We start from the raw sequence: 22,837 nt of genomic DNA, 5'->3' as shown, positions 1-22,837 counted from the left end.
TCAGCCTCGGATGTGTTCGAACAGTGGGGTGGAGATGTAGCGCTCACCGAAGTCGGGGACGACGACGACGATCGTCTTGCCGGCGTTCTCGGGGCGCTTGGCGAGTTGCAGTGCCGCCCACACGTTGGCGCCGGCGGAGATGCCGCCGAGGATGCCTTCGTCGGTGCCGAGGCTGCGGGCGGTGGTGATGGCGTCGTCGAACTGGACGTCGATGATCTCGTCGTAGATGTCGCGGTCGAGGACGTCGGGGACGAAGTTGGCGCCGAGGCCCTGGATCTTGTGGGGGCCGGGGTTGCCGCCGGTGAGGATGGGTGAGTCGGCGGGTTCGACACCGACGACGGTGACCTCCGGCTTGTATTTGCGGAGGGTGCGGCCGGTGCCGGTGAGGGTGCCGCCGGTGCCGATGCCGGCGACGAAGATGTCGACGGCGCCGTCGGTGTCGGCCCAGATCTCCTCGCCGGTGGTGCGGGCGTGGACGTCGGGGTTCGCGGGGTTCCCGAACTGGCGGGCGAGGACGGCGTTGTCGGTCTGCGCGACGATCTCCTCGGCCTTCTTCACGGCACCGGCCATGCCCTCGGCGCCGGGGGTGAGGACGATCTCGGCGCCGTACGCGCGCAGCATCACCCGACGTTCGGTGGATGCCGTCTCGGGCATCGTGAAGATCGCCTTGTAGCCGCGGGACGCCGCGACCATCGCGAGCGCAATACCGGTGTTGCCGGACGTGCCCTCGACGATGGTGCCGCCGGGCTGCAGTTCACCGGACGCCTCGGCGGCGTCGATGATCGCGACACCGATACGGTCCTTGACGCTGTTGGCCGGGTTGTAGAACTCGAGCTTCGCCACGACCTGGGCGCCGGCGCCCTCGGTGACACGGTTCAGGCGCACCAGCGGGGTGCGTCCGACCAGTTCGGTGACGTTGTTGTAGATCCCCATGCCGGATCCTCCTCGTGGCCACGGCTCGCTGCCGGGTCGGTGTCTGTATCGGTTGGTGTTATTGCACCATCTTGTCGACGTCCGCATGTCATCGGGTCCACTCACATACGAACGTATACGCAGAAGGGCGTCGTGTGTGCACCGATCCCGCCGTACCCCCACCCCCTGAAACGCCGAATGTCACATCGGTTCAGTCCAACTGAACCGATGTGACATTCGGTCACATCACGAACGGGCGGATCAGCCCAGGCGCTGCTTCAGGGCCTCGAACTCGTCGCGGACACCCGACGGCACCTTCTCGCCGAGGAACTCGAGCCACTCCTCGATGAGCGGGATCTCGGCCTTCCACTCGTCGACGTCGACGGCCAGGGCCTCGTTCACGTCGGCGGCGTCGACATCGAGGCCGTCGAGGGTGAGGTCGGCGGCGGTCGGCACGTAGCCGATCGGGGTGCTGACGGCGTCGGCCTTGTGCTCGATGCGGTCGATGATCCACTTGAGCACGCGGGAGTTCTCACCGAAACCGGGCCACAGGAAGCGGCCGTCGTCGCCGCGACGGAACCAGTTCACGTAGAAGATCTTGGGGAGCTTGTCCGCGTCGGCGTTCTTGCCGAGGGTGATCCAGTGGTTGATGTAGTCACCGGCGTTGTAGCCGATGAACGGGATCATGGCCATCGGGTCGCGGCGGACGGCGCCGACCTTGCCCTCGGCGGCCGCGGTCTGCTCGGATGACAGCGTCGCACCGAGGAAGGTGCCGTGCTGCCAGTCGAACGCCTCGCTGACCAGGGGAACCGTGGTCTTGCGGCGGCCACCGAACAGGATCGCCGAGATCGGCACACCCTGCGGGTCGTCCCACTCGGGGGCGAGGATCGGGCACTGCGACATCGGGGTGCAGTAGCGCGAGTTCGGGTGGGCGGCCTTCTCGCCGGACTCGGGGGTCCAGTCGTTGCCCTTCCAGTCCACGAGGTGCTCGGGGGTCCCGTCGAGGCCCTCCCACCACACGTCACCGTCGTCGGTGAGCGCCACATTGGTGTACAGCGTGTTGCCGGCCTCGACGGTCTTCATGGCGTTCGGGTTGGACTCGTGGTTGGTGCCCGGCGCGACGCCGAAGAAACCGAACTCCGGGTTGACCGCGTACAGGCGGCCGTCCTCACCGAAACGCATCCACGCGATGTCGTCGCCGAGGGTTTCGGCGCGCCAACCGGGGATGGTCGGCTGGATCATCGCCAGGTTGGTCTTGCCACACGCCGACGGGAACGCCGCGGCGACGTAGTAAGCCTTGTCCTCCGGCGAGATCAGCTTGAGGATCAGCATGTGCTCGGCCAGCCAGCCCTCGTCGTGGGCCATGGCCGACGCGATACGCAGCGAGTAGCACTTCTTGCCGAGCAGCGCGTTGCCGCCGTAGCCGGAACCGTAGGACCAGATCTCGCGGTCCTCGGGGAAGTGGGTGATGTACTTGGTGTCGCTGCACGGCCAGGGAACATCCGCCTGGCCGTCGGCGAGCGGCGCACCCACGGAGTGCAGCGCCTTCACGAACGGGCGGTCGGTGCCCAGCTTCTCGAGCGCGGCCGAACCCATGCGGGTCATGATGCGCATCGACACGACGACGTACTCGGAGTCGGTGAGCTCGACACCCAGCTTCGGGTCGTCGGCGCCGAGCGGGCCCATGCAGAACGGCACGACGTACATGGTGCGTCCGCGCATGCAGCCCTTGTACAGGCCCGTCATCAGGCCGCGCATCTCGGCCGGGTCCATCCAGTTGTTGGTGGGGCCGGCGTCGATCTCGTCGCGCGAGCAGATGTAGGTGCGCGACTCGACGCGGGCGACGTCCGACGGATCGGAGTTACCGACGAACGAGTTCGGCTTCTTCTCGTCGTTCAGTCGGGTGAACGTCCCGGCCTCGACGAGCTTGGTGGTCAGACGGTCCCACTCCTCGTCGGAACCGTCGGCGAAGACGACACGGTCGGGCTGGGTCAGCTCGGCCACCTCGCGAACCCAGGCGAGCAGCTCAGCATGCTCAGTGGGAAGCGTGTCGTCAGTTCCGTTCAGACCGGGAATGGTCGCTGAGGTCATCAAACTCTCCTGGGGTGGGGCCGGGAACCGGATAGACCACGACAGCCCCCGCATCATGTGGGGCCGATGGGTCGAATCCGACTTCCCCCTCTCTGCGGGGTGCAGCCCGCCCACTCCGCCTGCCGCCCGCGTATGCCACCGCGGACAAAGAACGAAGGACACGGGTGCCGGGTGTCCTGAATAGAGGTTAACGCCGCGCGTCGAACTCGGGGGAACCGGGTGTCGTCGGATAGGTCACAGGAACGATTCAGACCGGTCCGGTCACCGATACCGGCAGCTCACCCACCTATTCGGTCAGTCGTCCAGACGGCCGTCGTCGACTTGCTCCCACCGGTGGCCGCCGTCGGCGTCCCGATGGAACTCCCAGGCCGCATACCCGCCGGCGCCTCCCACCATCGTGACGTGGTCGGCGTCCCCGTCCCCGTCGACGTCGGTCGCGACGACCAGCGTGTCACCCGCCTCGAACGTGACGGTGTCGAGGATGCCGTCGCCGTCGATGTCGTACTGGAGCTCCGTCAACCGGACGGCGTCCGCGTCGGTGTCGAAGGTGCCCGGGTCGAGGGTCGCCAGGTCGCCCGTCAACTCGTCCGTCGTGATCATGATGTCTCCCGTTCGGGGCCGTGCAACTGTCGTCACGGGGTTGGACGCACCGCGGCCGCATCCGGTTCCGTCCGGTCCCCGAGCGACGCGAGGACGGCGGCGAGTGCGGCCCGATCCCGCTCACACGAGCCGATCCGCCCGGTGCGCTGCGCGGCGAGCCGGCGCAGTTCGGCGTCGACGGCGGCGAGTTCCTCGTCGGCGGTGAGTCCGGCGGCCCGCCCGTCCGCGAGGATCCGTGCGCCGACGGCCGCCTCGGTTTCCAGGATCCGGCCCAGCACCCGCTGTTCGAGTTGCGCCCGCAGGTGCGCGGTGGCCTCGGCCGCCCACTGCCGCACGTGCGCCCGGTCCGCGGCCAGCCGGCGCGACCGGGCTATCCCCCACGCGGCCGCCCCGCCGAGCGCGAGGGTGACCGGGATCGTCGCGATGTCCAGGGCGGGGACCATCGCGATCGGGGTGACCGCCAGACGCCCCAATCCGACACCGGCGGACGCACCGACGACGACCATCACCCGGTCCTCGACACCCCGGTGCCGCGGTTCCGGACCCGCGAACCCCAGCTCGATCGGCGGGGCCGCGGCCGGCGGCAGGTCCGACGTACCGGCCCGGACGGCGAGGTCCGCGAGTCGCGGCGACACCACGGCGTCGACGTCGGCGACCGCCGCCCGCGACAGTTCCGCCATCCGGACCGGGTAGTCCCGCAACTCGACGCGTCCGGCCCGGTCGATCTCCGCGCGGGCGGTCGCCGCGACCGCACGCACCCGGGCACCCGCCTCGTGCAGCAGGTCCATCCGGGCCCGCTGCACCTCGGCCCGCAGCTCCGCGGACCGTTCGACGCGTCCGCCGTCCCGGGCTGCGACGAGCCGCGCGCGTCGGGCCCGCAACTCGACGGTGCCGGTGTCGTTGCCGGCGCGCAGGGCGTCCGCCACCTGCCCGATCCGACGGCACGTCCGGGTGAGCAGCACCGACACCGCCCGCCGGTCGCCCCGGTCGGCGGTCGTGGCGGGATCGGCGGCGAGTGCGTCGGACACGGCGGCCGTCAACGCGTCGACATCGGTCAGGATCCGCGCGTCCGCATATCGGGTGTGGTGCGCCCGGAGCAGTTCCTCGTCACGACGGTGCACGGCGTCACGGCCCGGTTCGCCGACGTCGGTGAGCACGAAGAGCACGTGTTCGACGCCGGCGGCGGCCTCATCGAGCGCGGCCAGTTCGTCGCGTCCGAGCACGGACGCCCCGTCGAGCACCGGCACGACGACGGCGGCGCCGCCGTCCCGGGCGTCGGTCACCGGGTCCTGCCCGGCCAGCGCCGAGAGGACCGGGCCGGCGTCGATGCCGGGTACCGCGACGACGTGTACGGCCCGCCCGCCCGAGGTCCGGTCTCGCCACCGCTGCAGCCCGTCCGGATCCCAGCGTTCGACGACCCGCTGCGCGTCGAGCGGGAACCAGGGCGGGTCCGACCGGTCCGGCGTCACGGGCGCACCCGTGCCGCGAGCTCGCGGCGCCGCCGACCCGCCGCACCGTCTCCGGCCACCGTGGCCGAGGCCGCGCGCAGCCGGGCGGCCTCGGCGCTGCGCAGATAGTTCTCGAGGACGTCCCGGTCCGGCCCGCGGGCCGCGGCCTCGGCGAGGGCCGTCAGCGCCGACCGGGCGCGGTAGGCACCCGCCGTGCGGACCGCGGTGGCGACGGCGTCGAGGGCACGTGCCCGCCCGTCCTCACCACCGGACGCGGCGGCGTCGTGCGCGACGAGCGGCAGCGTCGGCACCCCGGTCCCGGATTCGGTTTCGACGGCGATCCGGGTCGCCTCCGCCCACGACCGCTGCAGGTCCGCCTTGCCCACGACCGCGACGGTGACCCCGGCCGGTGCGGCCCGCAGTGCCGCGACGTCGGGGGTGCGCGGCGCACCGGACAGTACGTAGACGATCACGTCACCGTCGAGCGTCGGATCGTCGCTGCCGGGTGCGTCCACCGGTGAGGTCTCGACGAGTGACATGTCGACGGCGTCCCACCCCGCCTGTTCGAGGAGTCGCACCACCGAACTGCGGCCGACACCGGCCCGTCCTGCTACCTGGATACGGATCGGCGCCGCGAGGTCCGACGCCGCCTGCCGCGCCGCCCCACCGACGTCGGAGCCGACCCGATGCAGCAGTTCGCACGTGCCCACCACTGTGTTCTCCCCCGCTTTCCCCCTGGTCCGTGACCGACGACGCCGATGCCCGATCGGAGGATCGGGAACGCTGTCACCAGCCATGATGCCGCGAAAACCCTGCTCGGCACCGTCGAATCGGACCAAATCGTCCAGATTATCGACCGACTGCAACCGCCCAAGTCGGCCCGTACTCGCGGACATACGTGACAATGGTGCGGTGAACCACCCCGACCAGGAAACCTCGGCCGAGCCTGTGGCCGAGTCGAGCATCGAGTCCGACACCACCCCACGAGAAGAATCCGGGAAGGGGTCGCGGCTGTATCCGCGGGTCACCAGCTTCCGGTCCCGCCGCGGCGCGCTCACCGAGCCGCAGCAGTCCGCATGGGATCGGCAGTGGCCTCAGATCGGCCGGGACGTCGGTGACGACCTGATCGACACCACGGCGTGGTTCGGCCGCGAGGCCCCGCTGATCGTCGAGATCGGCTCCGGCACCGGCACCGCGACCGCGGCGATGGCGAAGGCCGAGCCGCACGTGAACCTGATGGCCGTCGAGGTGTACCGGCCGGGTCTGGCACAGCTGCTGCAGCTCGTCGAGCGCAACGAACTCTCGAACGTGCGAGTGCTGCGCGGCGACGCCGTCGAGGTGCTCGAGCACATGGTGGCGCCGGAATCGCTGACGGGTGTGCGGGTGTTCTTCCCGGATCCGTGGCCCAAGGCCCGGCACCACAAGCGCCGGCTGCTGCAGGGGCCGACGTTCGCGCTGATCGCGAGCCGGTTGAAGCCGGGCGGCGTGTTGCACGTCGCGACCGATCACGCCGAGTACGCGGAGGCGATCCGCGAGGCCGGCGACGCGGAACCGCTGCTCACCGAGCTGGACTGGGAGTCGCCGATGACGCACGAGCGCCCGGTCACGAAGTTCGAGGACAAGGCGCACAGGGTCGGAAGCACCATCACGGAACTCATTTGGGGGAAGATCAAGTAATGAGTCTCAGTGAAGGCGGCAACGGCCAGGACACCGCGCGGAACAAGCGGGTGTTGCTGGTGTGGGACGCCCCGAACCTCGACATGGGTCTGGGTGCGATCCTCGGCGGCCGCCCCACGGCCGCGTACCGTCCGCGGTTCGACGCCCTGGGCCGCTGGCTGCTGTCCCGGACTGCGGAGCTGTCCGCGACCGAGTCGGCGACGCTCGAGCCCGAGGCGACGGTGTTCACCAACATCGCCCCCGGTAGCGCCGATGTCGTCCGCCCGTGGGTCGAAGCCTTGCGTAACGTGGGTTTCGCGGTGTTCGCCAAGCCCAAGGTGGAGGAGGACAGCGACGTCGACTCCGACATGCTCCACCACATCGCGATGCGTCGTGGTGAGGGCCTGGCCGGTGTCATGGTCGCGTCCGCCGACGGCCAGGCGTTCCGGGAACCGTTGGAGGACATCGCCGCAGCCGGGGTTCCGGTGCAGGTGCTCGGGTTCCGGGAGCATGCGAGTTGGGCGGTCTCCTCGGAGGTCCTCGAGTTCGTCGATCTCGAGGACATTCCGGGTGTGTTCCGTGAGCCGCTGCCTCGGGTGAGCCTCGAGTCTCTGCCCGACGAGGGCGCCTGGCTGCAGCCGTTCCGTCCACTGTCCGCGCTGCTCGTCAGTCGCTGAGGAGTCGATACGTGTTCGCTCGCTGGGGAGATCTGGTTTACCGAGCTCGGTTCACCGTCATCGCGGTCATGGTTGCGGGACTGTTGGCGCTGGGCGCCTACGGATCCGGTCTGGCCGATCACCTCAGTCAGAGCGGTTGGGACGATCCCGGCTCGGAGTCGGTGGCGGCCGCGAAACTCGCGGACGGCACGTTCGGCCGGGACACGGGCGGTGACGTCGTCGCGATGTACACCGCCCCCGAGGGCACGACCGTCGACGATCCCGCGTTCGGCGCGAAGGTCTCCGACAGCCTGCAGCAGGTGCTGCGGGATCATCCCGACGAGATCGCGAAGGTCAACGGCAGTTACTTCTCGATTCCGAACACGCCACGGCTACCGGCCCTGGCGACACCGGATCGCAGTCACGCCATCGCGAGTATCGCGCTCAAGGGCGACACCGACACCGCGATCACCAACAACTTTCGTGCGGTCCGGGATTCGTTCGCGATCGACGGCGTCGAGGTGCAACTCGCCGGCATGCAGCCGGTGGCGAGCGCCATCAACGACACGATGGCCAACGACATCAAGCGCATGGAGTTGCTCGCGATCCCCGCGGTCGCGGTGCTGTTGTTCTTCGTGTTCGGCGGCGTGATCGCGGCGGCGCTACCGCTGATCGTCGGTGGCCTGACGATCGTCGGGGCCAACGGTATCGTCCGGGTCATCACCCACTTCACCGAGGTCAACGCGTTCGTGGCGTCGGTGGTGTCGCTGATCGGCCTGGGCATGGCGATCGACTACGGCCTGTTCATCGTGAGCCGGTTCCGGGAGGAACTCGGCGAGGGCTACGACACCCGCACGGCGGTGCGCCGCACGGTGATGACCGCCGGCCGGACGGTCCTGTTCTCGTCGACGATGATCGCGGTGAGCCTGGGCGGGCTGATCCTGTTCCCGCAGGGCTTCCTCAAGTCGGTGGCGTACGGCGCGATCGCGACGGTGCTGCTGGCGGCGTTCACGTCGGTGACGGTGCTGCCGGCGATGCTGAGTATCCTGGGCCGCCGGATCGACAAGTTCGGCCTGAAACGGTTCGGCCAGATCAAGTCGGCCGAGGAGATCGAGGCGAGCTTCTGGGGACGCCTCACCCGCTGGGTGATGCGGCACCCGCTCAAGGTGACGATCCCGATCGTGGTGGGTCTGCTGCTGCTGATCATCCCGATGGCGGGCATCAAGTTCGGCGGCATCAACGAGGACTACCTGCCGTCGGACAACCCGACCCGGGTCGCGCAGGAGCAGTTCGACGAACTGTTTCCGGGCCAGCGCACCGAACCGGTCAAACTGGTCATCGAGGGTGCCAGCGGTATGCAGGTCGGCCAGATCCTCCAGACCGCGAGCGGCGCCCCCGGGTTGGTGGAGAAGTTCACCGTCACCGGCCCCGCAAAGGACGGCGTCCAGGTCCTCAAGGCCGGTCTGGTGGACCGCAACAACTCCGCCGAGACCATCGACTACCTGCGTGCGATGCCGGTCCCGGACGGCGCGACGGTGCTGGTCGGCGGCACCCCGGCGATCGAACAGGATTCCATCGCCGCCCTGCTGGACAACCTGCCGCTCATGATCTTCCTGGTGCTGTCGATCACGACGCTGCTGATGTTCCTGGCGTTCGGGTCGATCGTGCTGCCGATCAAGGCGGTGCTGATGAGCGCGCTGGGCCTGGGTGCCACGCTCGGCATTCTCACGTGGGTCTTCGTCGACGGGCACGGGTCGGGTCTGCTGAACTTCACGCCGGGTCCGATCACGTCGCCGGTGCTGGTGCTCATCGTCGCGATCATCTACGGCCTGTCCATCGACTACGAGGTGTTCCTGCTCTCCCGCATGGTCGAGGCCCGGTCGCTCGGGGCGAGCACCACCGAGGCCATCCGGGTCGGCACCGCGCACACGGGCCGCATCATCACCGCGGCCGCGCTGATCCTCATCGTCGTCACCGGCGCGTTCGGTTTCTCCGAACTGGTGATGATGAAGTACATCGCGTACGGCATGATCGCCGCACTCGTCATCGACGCGACGCTGATCCGCATGTTCCTGGTGCCCGCGGTGATGAAGATGCTCGGCGACGACTGCTGGTGGGCACCGGCGTGGATGAAGCGGGTCCAGCAGAAGATCGGCCTCGGCGAACCGGTACTCGAGAGCGAACTCGTCGCCGACGACGTCCCGCAGGTCGCGACGGTCGGCAACGATCCCCTCACGCAGCCGATCCCCCGGATCTCGGCGGCGCCGCGCGCCCGGTCGGCGACCCGCCGTCCGAAGCCTGCACCCGCACCCACACCGGCACCGGCCCTGCAGCAGGCGCGGCGCGACGACGGTGACGAGGTGGCGTGGCTCACGGCGCTGCGGGCACCGAACACGGGCACCGTCCCGGCGGTGACCCCGACGCCGGAACCCGAGTCCGGGCCGGCGCCGAAGCCGGAACCCGTGGCCCGGCCGGACGACGAGGTTCCGGGCCGGCATCGCACCGGCACGGACGTCGCGCTCAGTGTCAGTGAACTGCTCGCCCGGATCGAGGAAGCCCGCCGGTCGAAGGACTGAGCGCGACGCCCGGTCCGGGTCAGCCCCGGATCAGGTCGAGGAATTCGCGTCGGGCCGATTCGCGTTCCCGGAGCAGGCCGCGGACGGCGGAGGTGACGGTCTTCGTGCCGGTGGCCTGGACGCCGCGCATCGACATGCACAGGTGTTCGGCCTCGATCACCACCCCGATTCCTCGTGGATGCAGGTGGTCGTCGAGCCAGTCGGCGACCTGCATCGTGAGCCGTTCCTGCACCTGCAGGTCGCGGGCGAACAGTTCGACGACCCGCGCGAGTTTCGACAGCCCGAGGATGCGTTCGCCGGGCAGGTATGCCACATGGGCGACGCCGCGGAACGGCAGCATGTGGTGTTCGCACAGCGACGTCATCGGGATGTCGCGGGCGAGGACGAGTTCGTCGTAGCCGGCGTCGTTGGGGAACGTGGTGAGGTCGAAGTCCCGCGGGGTGAGCAGTTCCCGGTAGGCGGCTGCCACCCGCTGCGGGGTCTCGGCGAGGTGCACGCTGTCGGGGTCGCGGCCGAGGGCCCGGAGCAGATCGGCGACGGCCTGCTCCGCGGCGCCCTGGTCGACGTCCGGGACCTGGCGGCCGGATCGGAGCCGGGCCGGTACCGCGGCGTCGATGCCGGTGAGGTCGGGTTCGGGGAGGTCGGCGAGGCTCATCGCAGCGCCTTCGGGCCGGTGTAGACGACCGCCAGTCGGGCGAGGGCGAGGGCGCCGACGAGCAGGCCGAAGTCGCGCAGTGCGACGTCGTAGAACCCGGACAGGGTCAGCAGGTCGACGATGATGCCGGCCAGCCAGGCCGTGACGACGAGGGCGCCGTAGCGGGGGGCGATCGCGACGAGGACGCCGGCGACGATCTCGATCACGCCGATGATGTACATGCCCTGTTGGGCGCTGCCGGGCAGGATGCCGTCGATCCACGGTGCGAGGTACTGCGGCCAGTCCGTCATCACGTTGAAGAACTTGTCGAGGCCGAACAGGATCGGTGCCGCGGTGAACACGGTCCGCAGCAGCAGGAACGCCTGGTAGCCGGGCTCGGACAGGCGTGACGAATCGATGAACTTGCTGGTGGGGGCACTGGTGGACATGACTCTCTCCTTCTAACGTCAACTCTCATTGACGTTAGAAGGAGAGAGTCCATAAAGTCAACACTCACAAGTTTTAGAATGCGAGTATGAATGTGGGTATGCACGCGAACCCGGACATCACCGCCGTCGCAGCCCTCGACGAACCCGCCCGCCGGAGGCTGTACGACTACGTGTGCGCACAGCCGGACCCCGTCGGGCGCGACGAGGCGTCGGAGGCACTCGGTATCCCCCGGCAGACCGCCGCGTTCCACCTCGACAAGCTCGCCGACGCTGGGCTGCTCACGATCGAATTCGCCCGCCGCGGTGGCCGCAGCGGCCCCGGCGCGGGCCGGCCGTCGAAGTTCTATCGGCGCAGCGACCACCCGATCACGGTGCAACTACCCGAACGGTCGTACGAGCTGGCCGGGCAGCTCCTCGCGCAGGCCGTCGACGACGCCGAGGCCACCGGACGGTCCCCGCGGGAGAGCCTGAACGCCCGGGCCGCCGAGTTGGGGCGCTCCGTCGGCGCCGCCACCGACCCCACGGATGCCGGCATCCTCGCGGCGCTCGCCCGCTGCGGCTACGAGCCGCGGACCGAGGACACGGACATCGTGCTGGGCAACTGCCCGTTCCATGCACTCGCGCAACAGCACACCGCCCTGGTGTGCGGCATGAATCTGGGGCTCGTCGAGGGTCTGCTCGACGGTGCGCAGTGCACGTCGCGGCGGGCCCGCCTGGCCCCCCACGAGCGGTACTGCTGCGTCCGGATCGAACCGACGCAGTTGAAGTGAATACGGCCGGCGCTCAGCCGAGCATGCGTCGCAGTGCGGTGCCGTACGAGTAGCGGGCGGTGATCGACCCGAAACGGATCCGGCCGCGGACGACGACGTGCAGCGGGCCGTAGGGCGGGCCGGTGCGCACCTTGTTCGACGTCGATCCGGCGACGGAGTCGATGTCGCCCAAGTCGGCAGTGGCCTCGGGCGGCAGGATCAGGGTGACGGAGCCGGCGATGTCGTCGACCGTCAGGTGCACCACCTGGGTCTGCATGACGGCCTCGGTGAAGTCGAGGGTGGTGCTGCCCAGTCGGGTGTCGAGGTGCAGGGCGGGCGGCACGTGCCAGCGACCCTTACGGGTGATCGTGGACATGCGGCCGCGGATGACGTACGGCTGACCGTGCGGGCCGACGGCCGGTACCGGAGCGGGGACCGTGGTGGCGGGGGCCGGGGGTGCTACGGGGGTGGCGGGCGGACCGGCCAGGTAACCGGGGTCGATCTGCATGCCGGGCAGGTCCACGACGACGGCGTTGAGTTCGCCGCGGGTCTTCGCGGCGAGCACGGTGTCCATGCGTTCGGTGAACTCGCCGAGCGAGAGCATGCCCTGTCCTACGGCACGCTGGAGCAGTTCACCGACGTGTTCCCGTTCGGCATCGGACACTCGTAGATCTCTCGCCTCCATGGGGGCAAGGATAGGTCAGCCGTCCGGTTCGTCGGCACACAGCGATCGGACGGCGGTGTTGAGGAACGCGACGATCGGTACCGCCAGCAGGCCGCCGACGATGCCGGCGAGGACGATGCCGGTGGTGATCGACAGGACGACGGCGAGCGGGTGCACGCGGACGGCACGGCCCAGCAACAGTGGCTGCAGCACGTGCCCTTCCAACTGCATGATGCCGACGATGAGGCCGAGCACGATCACCGCCGTCAGCATGCCCTCGGTCACGAGCGCGACGAGGACGGCGAGGAAGCCGGTGACGAACGCGCCGACGATCGGGACGAACGCGCCGACGAAGACGAGCGACGCCAGCGGCAACGCGAGCGGGACGCCGAGGATCGCCAGGCCGGTGCCGATTCCGACGGCGTCGACCGCGGCGACGGCGACGGTGGCCCGGGTGTAGCCGACGAGGGAGTGGAAGCCCTGCCGGCCGGCCAGACGGACCCGGCCGCGGGTGTCGCGCGGGACGAGTCGGGTGACGAACTCCCAGATCCGGTCGCCGCCGTACAGGAAGAACACGAGGGTGAACAGGGTGAGGAACGCGCCGGCGAAGATCTCCCCGACGACGGTGACAGTGGTGAGCGCCCCGGTGGTGAGCGCCTCCTGGTTGTCCTGGACGACCTTGACGATGCTGTCGCCGATGCGGCGGATCTGGTCCTCGCTGAAATGCAGGGGTCCGTCGCTCAACCACTCCTGCGCTTTGGTGATGCTGGTGGTGAACTGGTCGCTGAGCCCGGGCAGGCCGTCGACGAACTGTTCGACGACGAACGACAGGATCGCCCCCACGATCCCGATCGCGCCGACGACGGCGAGGAGCACCGCGGCCGAGCGCGGCATCCCTCGCCGGTGCATCCGGTCGACGGCCGGAACGAGGAACGCCGCCATCAGCAGTGCGAGTGCGACGGGGATGACGACGGTCTCGAGGGTGGAGACGACGTAGCCGAAGGCGAGGACCGCGGCGAGCAGGACGAGCAGCCGCCACGCCCAGGCTGCGCTCACACGGACGAGCGGGGGGACGGCCTCGTCCGGGCTCTTCTCGCTCACCGCGCGAGCGTATCGGGACGGCCGTGTTCGTGTCGCCGATCGCACGTCGACCGGCGCGGCACGGTGTGCGTTGCCCGGTCGCGCGGAATGTCCCGCTAAATTAAAGGTCGTGTGGGCATCGTATCGAGCAGTGACGCTGACGATTCGCAGTCGTTGGCCGCTCTACATGCTCTCGATGTTGGGCGCGAACCTGATCGGCGCGGTGCTGGTGTTCGCGTTCGTCCGGTACGGCATCCCGCTTCCGGAGTCCGCGAACATCATCGCCGACCGGGTCCGCAACGTCGCGATCTTCGGCGCCTACCTGGTGTTCGCGGGTGTGGTGAGCCTGTCGGCGGCGGCGATGATGCTGCGGTCGGTGATCCGATGGCAGTTGCGGGGCGGCCCACCGAACCGGACGGAGCAGATGGCGGCGTTGCACGCACCGCTGCGGCAGGCGATCGTGCATCTGGGGTTGTGGTTCCTCGGCGGCGTGCTGTTCGTGTTCCTCACCATCGAGGAGATGCCGGAGTTGGCGATCGCGGTCGTCATCACCGTCTGTATGGCCGCGACGACGACGTTCGGTTTCACGTACATGCTCGGCGAGCGGATTCTGCGGCCGGTGGCGGCACAGGCGCTGAGCGAGGGCCAGTTCGATCGGACGATGGCGCCCGGTGTCGGCACCCGCATGGCGATGACGTGGGGGTTGGGCACGTTGATGCCGGTCATCGGCATCGTCCTGCTGTGTGTCACCCAGTTGACGACGGAACTCGAGTTCGCGCCGGGCGCGTTGGCGTGGGCAATCCTGCTGCTGGCGATCATGACGATCGGGCAGGCGTTCGCGCTGTCGATGCTCACGGCGAGCCAGATCTCCGATCCGATCAGGCAGCTGCGCCGGGCGATCGAGCGGGTGCAGCGCGGCGAACGGGACGTGCGGGTCGACGTGTTCGACGGTTCCGAACTCGGCCGGCTGCAGGTCGGCTTCAACAGGATGATGCGCGAGTCCGACGAGCGGAAGCTGCTGCGGGAACTGTTCGGCCAGCATGTCGGCGAGGACGTGGCCCGGCGCGCCCTGCAGTTCGGTACCGAGCTGGGCGGTGAGACGCGGTTCGTGGCGGTGCTGTTCGTCGACATGGTCGGCTCCACCGGGGCCGCGGCGGAACGCCCGCCGAGTGAGGTCGTCGAGTTGCTCAACGAGTTCTTCCGGGTGATCGTCGACGTCGTCGACCGGCATCACGGGTTCGTCAACAAGTTCATGGGCGATGCCGCGCTCGCGATCTTCGGCGCCCCGCTGGACCGCCCGGACGCACCGACGGCGGCGCTGGCCGCGGCCCGCGAGCTGCGGTTCGCGCTCGACGAGATCACCGGTCTCGACATCGGGATCGGGGTGTCGGCGGGGCTCGCGGTCGCCGGCAACATCGGTGCGGCCGAGCGGTTCGAGTACACGGTGATCGGGGATCCGGTGAACGAGGCGGCCCGTCTCACCGAGCTCGCGAAGCTGCGGCCGAGCCGCACGCTCGCGTCGACGAGCGCCCTGTACTTCGCGGACGACGAGGAGCAGGCGCACTGGGAACTCGGCGACCAGGTGCAGCTGCGGGGCCGGCGCCGCAACACGCACCTGGCCTGGCCGGTGCTGTACCCACACTCGCCGTGACCGATCCTCGTTACGCTGAGCGCGTGGCACAGCCCGAAACGGATCCCGGCGGTGTGGGCCGTCCTCGCGGCCGGTTCCGGTGGGTGAAGTGGGTGACCGGCGTCCTGCTGGTGGCACTGCTCGCAGGTGAGGGCGCCTATCTGTGGCCGCAGCTGCACGACTCGTGGCAGGCGCTCACCGAGATCCACTGGGGGTGGCTCGCGGTGGCCGTGGCGGCGCAGGCGGTGTCGCTGAGCGGGTACAGCCGCGTCCAGAAGCAGTTGCTGCACGCCGGTGGCGTGTCGGTGAGCCAGGGCAGGTCGGTGTCGGTGATCTACGGGTCGACGGCGATGTCGCTGACACTGCCGGCCGGGCAGGTGTTCTCGACGGCGTTCACGTACCGGGAGACCCGCCGCTGGGGTGCGACGCCGGTGGTCGCGTCGTGGCAGCTCGCGATCTCCGGGGTGGTGGCGGCGGCCGGGCTGGCCGCGATCGGTATGGCGGGCGCGCTGCTGGTCGGCGGTTCGATCAGCCCGTTCACACTGGTGTTCTCGGTGGCGGGGCTGGTGGCGCTCGGCTGTGCGGGCCGCTACGTGTCGGCGCATCCGGACGTCGTCGGACGTGTGGCCCGGTGGGTGCTCGCCCGGGTGAACCGGCTGCGACGCAAGCCCGCCGACACCGGCATGGATGCGGTGCGGACCACGATCGAGCAACTCGATTCGGTGCGGCTCGGCAAGCGGGACGCGGCATGGACGGTGGTGTGGGCGTCGGTGCACCGGGTCGCGGACATCGTGTGCCTCGGCGCGGCCTGTCTGGCGATCGGCGCCGACCCGCTACCGGCGGGCCTGCTCATCGCGTTCGCAGCGGGCAAGGCGGTCGCCACCATCCCGGGTGCGCCGGGCGGTCTGGTGTACGTGGACGCGGCCCTGATCGCGACGCTCGCGACGGCCGCGGGGATCGGGGCATCGCAGGCAGTGGCGGCGGCGTTCGTGTACCGCATGGTGAGTTTCATCCTGGTCGCGATCGTCGGCTGGATCGTCTTCGCATTCCTGTTCCGGGGCCGACAGCAGGGGGACATCGAGTTCGACGAGGAGACGATCAGCCCAGGTCTCCGGCCATCCCCTCGAGGTGCGCGCGACTGATCCGGGCGGCAGCCTCCACGTCACCGGACGCGATGGCGTCGACGAGGTCGGCGTGCTCGTCGGAGTTCGGTTCGGTGTCCCGGTCCCGCAGCCCGAGCAGACCGATCATCTCGACCATGGCGTCCGCGAGTCGCGGTACGAACGTCGCGAACAGTTCCGAGAGCACCGGGTTGTGTGCGGCGTCGACGATCGCCCGGTGGACGGCGATGTCGGCGGTGACGAACTCGCGGTCGGAGGCCTCCGCAGCTGCCGCCCGCAGATCGAGGGCCCGTCGCATCGCGGTGATGTCGGCGTCGGTGGCACGCCGCGCTGCGAGGCGGGCCGCCTCGATCTCGAGCGCGGCGCGCACCTCGACGACGGCGGTGATCGCCCCGCGTCGGAGCACGTCCTCCCAGCCGTCGGCCTCGGGTTCGGTGCGTTCGACGAACACCCCGGCCCCCTGCCGCGGCCGCAGCATCCCCTGTCCGGCGAGCATGCGCAGCGCCTCCCGGATCGTGGACCGTCCGACGCCGAGCTGTGCGGCGAGAGTGGTCTCACCGGGCAGCTTCGTGCCGATCGCCCACTCCCCCGACTGCAACCGGCGTCGTAGCTGGTCGGCGGCCTGATCGGCGAGCAGATTCCGGTTGAGTGCAGCAGGCACGCCAACTCCTCAGGTTGTCAGACAAGTTGCTTTCCTCTAGCTTAGCCGACACGCCGATCCCGCAGGAGCATCCACCATGAACTGGAACCCCCAACGCCCCTCCCCCATGCCGAGCCACCGCTACCGCCCGTACAGCGAACGCGTCCCGGTGCCGCTCACCGACCGCATCTGGCCCACCGTCCGCACCACCGAGGCCCCACTGTGGGTGCCGGTCGACCTGCGCGACGGCAACCAGGCACTCGCGGAGCCGATGGACCCGGCCCGCAAACGCCGACTGTTCGAACTGATGATCGCCATGGGCTACAAGGAGATCGAGGTCGGCTACCCGTCGGCGAGTCGCACCGACTTCGACTTCGTGCGCGACCTCGTCGAGCACGACCTGGTACCCGACGATGTCACGATCGTCGTGTTCACCGCCGCCCGCACCGACCTGATCGCCCGGACGTACGAGTCCGTCCGTGGACTCGGATCCGTGGTGGTGCACATGTACACCGCGACAGCCCCGACGTGGCGCGACGTCGTCCTGGGTCAGGACCGGGAAGCGTTGCACCGCTTGATCGTCGATGCCGCCCAGGATGTCGCCCGCGGAGGTGACACACAGCCCGGGGTGCGGTTCGAGTTCTCCCCCGAAGTGTTCAACCTGACCGAGCCCGACTACGTCCTGCAGGTGTGCGACAGCCTCACCGAGCTGTGGGATGCGTCACCGGACCGCCCCGTGATCCACAACCTCCCTGCGACAGTAGAGGTTTCGACACCGAACGTGTACGCCGACCAGATCGAGTACATGCACCGCCATCTGACACGACGCGATTCGGTGATCCTGTCGGTACATCCGCACAACGATCGCGGGACCGGTGTCGCCTGCGCAGAACTGGCGGTACTGGCCGGCGCGCAGCGTGTCGAGGGCTGCCTGTTCGGCAACGGTGAACGCACCGGCAACGTCGACCTGGTGACGCTCGCACTGAACCTGCACGCACAGGGTGTCGACCCGATGATCGACTTCTCCGACATCGACGAGGTGCGCCGAACAGTGGAGCATTGCAACAGGATCGAGGTGCACCCCCGGCACCCGTACGGCGGCGACCTCGTATACACCGCATTCTCGGGGACACATCAGGATGCGATCAAGAAGGGCTTCGCCCACCACTATGCGGCCGCGGAGGCGGCCGGACTCGATCCCGGGAAGACACCGTGGGACGTGCCGTACCTGCCGATCGATCCGCGGGACGTCGGACGCGACTACGAGGCTGTGATCCGGGTGAACAGCCAGTCCGGCAAGGGCGGTATGGCGTATCTGCTGCAGACGGGATACGGCGTCGACCTACCGCGGCCGCTGCAGATCGATTTCGCGCGCCGAGTGCAGGACGCCGTCGATGACAGCGGCACCGAAATCACCGCCGAACAGTTGTGGGAGTTGTTGCTGGCCGAGTACGGGTTCACGGGCCGGCTGGGGCAGTGGTCGGTCGAGCACCTCGAGGACTGCGATCGCCTGCGTCTGCGCTCGGACCTCGGCGGTTCCGTGATCGACGGGACGGCATTCGCCGGCGGACCGGTCGAGGCGCTGACGAAGATCCTGACCGACCACGGTCACCCGGTGGAGGTGCTGTCCCTGGTCCAGCAATCGGTGGGCGAGGGCAGCGCGGGCCGGGCGGCGACGTTCGCGCTGTGCGACAGCGGCGGCCGTCGCCGGTGGGGCGTCGGCTTCGATCAGTCGGTGACGGCGTCGGCCCTGCAGGCAGTCCTGGCGGCGGCCACCGGAATCGTGGCCACCGCCGGAGTTCACGTCAGCTGAGCGCCCCGGACAGCATGCTGCTGCCGGCACCGCTGGTCAGCAGGTTGGCGATGATCTTGGCGGCGCCGTCCGTCTTCAGGGTGGCGCTGCCGAGTCCGAGGGCCTGGCCCAGGCTGCCGACGCCGCCGGGAGAGAACACGATCTGGTAGCTGTAGGACAGGATCTTGTCCTGCTTGTTGGGGTCGGCGTCCACGCACGCACCGACGACGGCGTACGCGCCGGGGGTGATCGGCTTGAGCAGGTCCGGGTTGACCTCGCCCTCGGCAGCGCCGGTGGTGCTCTCCGATGTCGGCGCCGCGTCGGAGGTGGGAGTGCCGATGTAGTAGACCGAGCCGAGGAGTTCGACGAAGTTCGGCCACTGGTCCGGTGCGGTGGCGGCGAGCGGCAGCGCCGACTCCGCGTCGAGGACGAGGGGGACGCACATGACGCTCTGCCCCTTGCTCGTCTGGGTGAGGGTCATGTCGATGACGTCACCGTCGGTGGTCGCGGAGATCTTCGGGGCCGGCACCGTGGCGTCGGCGGCGGAGGCGATTCCGGGCAGGACGAGAGCGGATGCGGCGGCGACCGCCGCGGCGGCACCGATGGAGCGGGTGATACGGACCTTCTTCGACAACGTCTTCTCCTTGACTTCCGGGATGACTTCCAGGATCGGCGCGCTGCCCTGCCCGGCCTCGTCGATACGAAAAACGGATCGGCAGAAGCGAATCCACGGCAGCCCGTGCGGGTGAACGAGCGGTAGAGAGTCGGAACCCGGCGAACGTATCACGGCATACTTACCGGGCAGTAGGAAACGGGCGAGAAAGTTCGCCGAGCGAAGCCCCCCCCCCTGAATGGTGACTCACGTCACACTCGATGCCGGAATGGCTCCGGCGATGACATGGTTGAGGAAGTTGAATTCTCAACTACATCCGGAGGAGCCTCCCCCATGACCGCCAGCATCACCCTTCCGAACCTGTCCGCCGGCACGTGGGCCGTCGACCCGGTCCACTCGACCGTCGGCTTCACCGTCCGCCACCTCGTGGTGAGCAAGGTGCGCGGCACGTTCGACGACTTCACCGGCACCATCACCGTCGACGAGAACGGTGTCCCGGCCGTGCGGGCCGAGATCCAGGTCGCATCGGTCAACACCCGCAACGCACAGCGTGACGGGCACATCGCGTCGGCCGATTTCTTCGACGTCGAGCAGTTCCCCACCGCGACGTTCGTGTCCACCGCGGTCCGGCCGGCCGGTGACAACCTCGTCGTCGAGGGCGATTTCACGCTGCACGGCGTCACCCGCCCGGTCGAACTGGCCGTCGAGTTCCTCGGTGTCAACCCGGGCATGGGCAACGGCCCGGTCGCCGGTTTCGAGGCCACCACCACCATCAACCGCAAGGACTTCGGCATCAGCATCGACATGCCGCTCGAGGGTGGCGGCGCCGTCGTCGGCGACAAGATCACCATCAACCTCGAGCTCGAGGCCGGCCTGCAGGCCTGATCCGCCGCAGCGGAACGAGAACTGTCGGTCGGGTTCGCTACGGTCCCTGCCATGACGACCCCCGACGACTTCGCCGGCCTCGAACCCGTTCTCCTCGTGCACGGCGCCGACAGCTCGAGCATCATCTACTCGCCGGGCGGGCCGGAGTACCACCGGCACCGTCCGGCGCTCGACGCCCACGGCATCGAGGGCTCGGGATACGACTTCACCGGGGCCCTGCGCGCGGCCCTGACCGACGAGGCGTCGGACACGCTCGACGCGGTCGGCTTCGATCCGGAGGCCGGCATGGTCAGCGTGTACGGCACCGATCTCGGCGCACTGCTCGTCGCCGCGAAGACCCTGCAGCGCATCGTCCTCGACGCCGACGCCCTGGACACCGCCCTCACCCGGTCGGCCGAACTCGGCATCGAGGAGGACTAGAACCGGAACGGGAACCGACTTCTCGGTTCTCCGTTGCCGCGTCGGGCGATCTACCACTGCCTTTAGTCTGGTGGTCGTGAAAAAGTACGTACCTGCCGCCGTCGTCGACGTCCTGCTGGTGCTCGCGTTCGCTGCCGCGGGTCGCCGGAGCCACCAGGAAGGCGTCGACGCCGCCGGCCTCCTGACGACCGCGTGGCCGTTCCTGACCGGCGCGGCCGTCGGCTGGGTCGCGACGCTGCTGCTCCACCGCGGCAAGTTCGACGCCCGTCTCGTGGTGCCCACCGGTGTTCTCGTGTGGGTGTGCGCGCTCGTCGTGGGCATGGGGTTGCGGGTGGTCAGCGGCCAGGGCACCGCCTTCTCGTTCGTTCTCGTCGCGGCGTCGGTCCTCGCCTTGTTCCTCATCGGGTGGCGCGCACTGTTCCGGGTCGCCGCCCGGCAACGCGATCGGAGTGCCCGATGAGTTCCACGGTCGATCAACAATCCGAGTCCGGCAGGAAGTTCCTCGGGCAGCCGTTCGCGCTGGCAAATCTGTTCGGCGTCGAGATGTGGGAACGCTTCTCGTTCTACGGCATGCAGGGCATCCTGCTGTACTACCTGTACTACCAGACCACCGACGGTGGACTCGGCCTCGACAAGGTGGCCGCGACCAGCATCGTCGGCGCGTACGGCGGCACCGTCTACCTGTCGACGATTCTCGGGGCGTGGATCGCGGACCGGATCCTCGGCTCCGAACGCACCCTGTTCTACAGTGCGTGCCTGATCATGCTCGGGCACATCGCGCTGTCGGCGCTGCCTGGGTTCGCCGGTGTCGGTGTGGGCCTGATCCTGATCGCGTTCGGTAGCGGTGGCCTCAAGGCCAATGCCACGTCCCTCGTCGGCGACCTGTACTCAGCCGACGACGACCGCCGCGACGCCGGCTTCTCCCTCTTCTACATGGGCATCAACATCGGCGGCCTGATCGGGCCGCTGGTCACCGGTTGGGCGATGGACGACTTCGGTTTCCACATCGGCTTCGCGACCGCCGCGGTCGGCATGGCGCTCGGCCTGATCCAGTACACGATCGGGCGACGCAACCTGCACGGCATCGGCTCGCGCGTGCCGAACCCGCTGCCGGCATCGGCCCGCCCGAAGGTGATCGGCGTGGCGGTCGTCGCCGTCGTCGCGGTCGTGGTGCTCGCTCTGACCGGGGTGGTCCGCGCCGACAACCTGTCGGACATCGTGGTCGCGCTCACGGTCGTCGCGACCGTCGCGTACTTCGCGGTGATCCTCACCAGTCGCCGCATCACGGCCGTCGAACGCAGCCGGGTGATCGCGTTCATCCCGATGTTCATCGCGAGTGCCGCGTTCTGGTCGCTGTTCCAGCAGCAGTTCACGACGGTCGCGATCCTCGCCGACACCTGGCTCGATCGGAACCTGTTCGGGTGGGAGTTCCCGGCGACGTGGGTGCAGTCCATCAACCCGGTGTTCATCATCGTCTTCGCGGGTGTGTTCGCTGCCGCGTGGACGAAACTGGGTCCGCGGCAGCCGTCGACGCCGATCAAGTTCGCGCTCGGCACCGGCATCATGGGTGTCGCGTTCCTGTGCTTCATCCCGATGTCCGGGGGCGGCCCGAACAGTGCGCCACTCCTCGGACTGGCCGGGATCCTGCTGCTGTTCACGTTCGCGGAACTGATGCTGTCCCCGGTGGGTCTGTCGCTGTCGACGAAGCTCGCGCCGCAGGCGTTCCACACCCAGATGGTGGCCCTGTTCTTCCTGTCGCTGGCGCTCGGCTCGAGCCTCGCCGGCACCCTGTCCGGATACTACGACGAGGACAATGCGGTGCCGTTCTTCGCGACGATCGGCCTCGCCTCCATCGCGATCGGTGTTCTCCTGGCCGTCCTGTCGCCGTGGATTCGCCGCCTCATGCACGGCGTGCACTGACGGACACCCTGTTCTTCCGTGACGAGGGAACCCCGGAGCCTCCCCGCTCCGGGGTTCCCGCGTTTTGCGCACCTATCGCGCCCCCGACGCCCGGTCCCCCGCGTTTCGCGCACTTGGCGCGCCGGATCCGGGCCGGGAAACCGCGGTAAGTGCGCGAAACGCGGGAGGTCAGAGGGCGGCGAGTCCGGCGGCGACCAGCGGTGGAACGGCTTCACAAGCGAGGGCGAACCCGTCACCGGTGGTGGCACCCGCCCGATACCGGTACGTGATGCCCTCCGCGATCACCGCGAGTTTGAAGTTC

General features: G+C 69.1%; 22 protein-coding genes and 1 pseudogene. 11 read left to right on the top strand and 12 right to left on the bottom strand.

All coding sequences use genetic code 11. From position 1 onward, the window contains the following. From cysK to E0497_RS06010, 5 genes are all read right to left on the bottom strand, one after another. On the bottom strand, window positions 1–933 hold the full coding sequence (gene cysK, locus E0497_RS06030) for a cysteine synthase A (RefSeq protein WP_137723889.1): 933 nt from the start codon (window positions 931–933) through the stop codon (window positions 1–3). 240 nt (window positions 934–1,173) lie between these two features. Further along, window positions 1,174–3,003 carry a phosphoenolpyruvate carboxykinase (GTP) gene (locus tag E0497_RS06025; protein WP_137723888.1) on the bottom strand — a complete coding sequence of 610 codons (1,830 nt, stop codon included), beginning with the start codon at window positions 3,001–3,003 and terminating at the stop codon, window positions 1,174–1,176. Window positions 3,004–3,297: 294 nt separating this feature from the next. Next, window positions 3,298–3,603, bottom strand: coding sequence for a DUF6802 family protein (locus E0497_RS06020; protein ID WP_137723887.1), 306 nt, complete (start codon window positions 3,601–3,603; stop codon window positions 3,298–3,300). Window positions 3,604–3,635: 32 nt separating this feature from the next. Beyond that, entirely contained in the window at window positions 3,636–5,072 is a 1,437-nt protein-coding gene (locus E0497_RS06015; RefSeq protein WP_137723886.1) for a hypothetical protein, read from the bottom strand. Next, a complete protein-coding gene (locus E0497_RS06010) occupies window positions 5,069–5,764 on the bottom strand; it encodes a hypothetical protein (protein WP_137723885.1) in 696 nt (231 codons plus the stop codon). The genes E0497_RS06015 and E0497_RS06010 overlap by 4 nt, the downstream gene beginning before the upstream one ends. 181 nt (window positions 5,765–5,945) lie before the next feature. Here E0497_RS06010 and trmB point away from each other — a divergent pair, with 181 nt between their 5' ends. From trmB to E0497_RS05995, 3 genes are read left to right on the top strand one after another with little or no spacing between them, the layout of a single operon-like run. After that, entirely contained in the window at window positions 5,946–6,728 is a 783-nt protein-coding gene (trmB, locus tag E0497_RS06005; protein ID WP_137724074.1) for a tRNA (guanosine(46)-N7)-methyltransferase TrmB, read from the top strand. Beyond that, on the top strand, window positions 6,728–7,384 hold the full coding sequence (locus tag E0497_RS06000; RefSeq protein WP_137723884.1) for an NYN domain-containing protein: 657 nt from the start codon (window positions 6,728–6,730) through the stop codon (window positions 7,382–7,384). The genes trmB and E0497_RS06000 overlap by 1 nt, the downstream gene beginning before the upstream one ends. Window positions 7,385–7,395: 11 nt before the next feature. After that, window positions 7,396–9,939 (top strand): MMPL family transporter, encoded by a 2,544-nt coding sequence (locus E0497_RS05995; protein ID WP_137723883.1) that lies wholly within the window; start codon window positions 7,396–7,398, stop codon window positions 9,937–9,939. Between the two features lie 19 nt (window positions 9,940–9,958). Here E0497_RS05995 and folE read toward each other — a convergent pair whose 3' ends face one another. Together folE and E0497_RS05985 are read right to left on the bottom strand one after the other, a co-directional pair. After that, window positions 9,959–10,594, bottom strand: a complete 636-nt coding sequence (gene folE, locus E0497_RS05990; protein WP_137723882.1) for a GTP cyclohydrolase I FolE — start codon at window positions 10,592–10,594, stop codon at window positions 9,959–9,961. Beyond that, a complete protein-coding gene (locus E0497_RS05985; RefSeq protein ID WP_137723881.1) occupies window positions 10,591–11,022 on the bottom strand; it encodes a DoxX family membrane protein in 432 nt (143 codons plus the stop codon). Before E0497_RS05985 ends, folE begins: the two co-directional genes overlap by 4 nt. 86 nt (window positions 11,023–11,108) lie before the next feature. Here E0497_RS05985 and E0497_RS05980 point away from each other — a divergent pair, with 86 nt between their 5' ends. Next, window positions 11,109–11,792: a helix-turn-helix transcriptional regulator gene (locus tag E0497_RS05980; protein WP_241665743.1), complete on the top strand. Its 684-nt coding sequence runs from the start codon at window positions 11,109–11,111 to the stop codon at window positions 11,790–11,792. Window positions 11,793–11,805: 13 nt separating this feature from the next. Here the strand turns inward: E0497_RS05980 and E0497_RS05975 are convergent, their stop codons facing one another. After that, complete coding sequence (locus tag E0497_RS05975; RefSeq protein ID WP_137723880.1) at window positions 11,806–12,456, bottom strand: DUF1707 SHOCT-like domain-containing protein; 651 nt, start codon at window positions 12,454–12,456, stop codon at window positions 11,806–11,808. A 15-nt stretch (window positions 12,457–12,471) separates the two neighbouring features. After that, complete coding sequence (locus tag E0497_RS05970) at window positions 12,472–13,536, bottom strand: AI-2E family transporter (protein WP_137723879.1); 1,065 nt, start codon at window positions 13,534–13,536, stop codon at window positions 12,472–12,474. Window positions 13,537–13,702: 166 nt separating this feature from the next. On the opposite strand from E0497_RS05970, the gene E0497_RS05965 reads away from it, so the two are divergent. Together E0497_RS05965 and E0497_RS05960 are read left to right on the top strand one after the other, a co-directional pair. Continuing rightward, window positions 13,703–15,166, top strand: coding sequence for an adenylate/guanylate cyclase domain-containing protein (locus E0497_RS05965; protein WP_137724072.1), 1,464 nt, complete (start codon window positions 13,703–13,705; stop codon window positions 15,164–15,166). A 23-nt stretch (window positions 15,167–15,189) separates the two neighbouring features. Then, the gene (locus tag E0497_RS05960; protein WP_137723878.1) at window positions 15,190–16,287 is read left to right on the top strand and encodes a lysylphosphatidylglycerol synthase transmembrane domain-containing protein; all 1,098 of its coding nucleotides are present in this window, start codon (window positions 15,190–15,192) and stop codon (window positions 16,285–16,287) included. Here E0497_RS05960 and E0497_RS05955 read toward each other — a convergent pair. Next, window positions 16,244–16,927: a FadR/GntR family transcriptional regulator gene (locus tag E0497_RS05955; RefSeq protein ID WP_137723877.1), complete on the bottom strand. Its 684-nt coding sequence runs from the start codon at window positions 16,925–16,927 to the stop codon at window positions 16,244–16,246. The two genes, E0497_RS05960 and E0497_RS05955, sit on opposite strands and share 44 nt — an antisense overlap. Window positions 16,928–17,003: 76 nt before the next feature. Here E0497_RS05955 and E0497_RS05950 point away from each other — a divergent pair, with 76 nt between their 5' ends. Next, on the top strand, window positions 17,004–18,719 hold the full coding sequence (locus E0497_RS05950) for a 2-isopropylmalate synthase (RefSeq protein ID WP_137723876.1): 1,716 nt from the start codon (window positions 17,004–17,006) through the stop codon (window positions 18,717–18,719). On the opposite strand, the gene E0497_RS05945 is transcribed toward E0497_RS05950, so the two are convergent. Continuing rightward, complete coding sequence (locus E0497_RS05945) at window positions 18,712–19,485, bottom strand: hypothetical protein (RefSeq protein ID WP_241665742.1); 774 nt, start codon at window positions 19,483–19,485, stop codon at window positions 18,712–18,714. The two genes, E0497_RS05950 and E0497_RS05945, sit on opposite strands and share 8 nt — an antisense overlap. Before the next feature lie 159 nt (window positions 19,486–19,644). On the opposite strand from E0497_RS05945, the gene E0497_RS05940 reads away from it, so the two are divergent. From E0497_RS05940 to E0497_RS05925, 4 genes are all read left to right on the top strand, one after another. Next, on the top strand, window positions 19,645–20,196 hold the full coding sequence (locus tag E0497_RS05940) for a YceI family protein (RefSeq protein ID WP_137723875.1): 552 nt from the start codon (window positions 19,645–19,647) through the stop codon (window positions 20,194–20,196). 51 nt (window positions 20,197–20,247) lie between these two features. After that, on the top strand, window positions 20,248–20,616 hold the full coding sequence (locus E0497_RS05935; protein WP_137723874.1) for an Imm51 family immunity protein: 369 nt from the start codon (window positions 20,248–20,250) through the stop codon (window positions 20,614–20,616). Between the two features lie 76 nt (window positions 20,617–20,692). After that, window positions 20,693–21,076, top strand: a complete 384-nt coding sequence (locus E0497_RS05930; protein WP_137723873.1) for a DUF3054 domain-containing protein — start codon at window positions 20,693–20,695, stop codon at window positions 21,074–21,076. Then, entirely contained in the window at window positions 21,073–22,536 is a 1,464-nt protein-coding gene (locus E0497_RS05925) for a peptide MFS transporter (protein WP_137723872.1), read from the top strand. Before E0497_RS05930 ends, E0497_RS05925 begins: the two co-directional genes overlap by 4 nt. A gap of 168 nt (window positions 22,537–22,704) precedes the next feature. On the opposite strand, the pseudogene E0497_RS20760 reads toward E0497_RS05925, so the two are convergent. After that, window positions 22,705–22,837, bottom strand: a pseudogene (locus E0497_RS20760) (phosphotransferase family protein); the annotation flags it as partial.

It is taken from the genome of Prescottella subtropica (assembly GCF_005434945.1).
Classification (GTDB): domain Bacteria; phylum Actinomycetota; class Actinomycetes; order Mycobacteriales; family Mycobacteriaceae; genus Prescottella; species Prescottella subtropica.
This window is presented reverse-complemented; position numbering and strand designations above follow the sequence as displayed.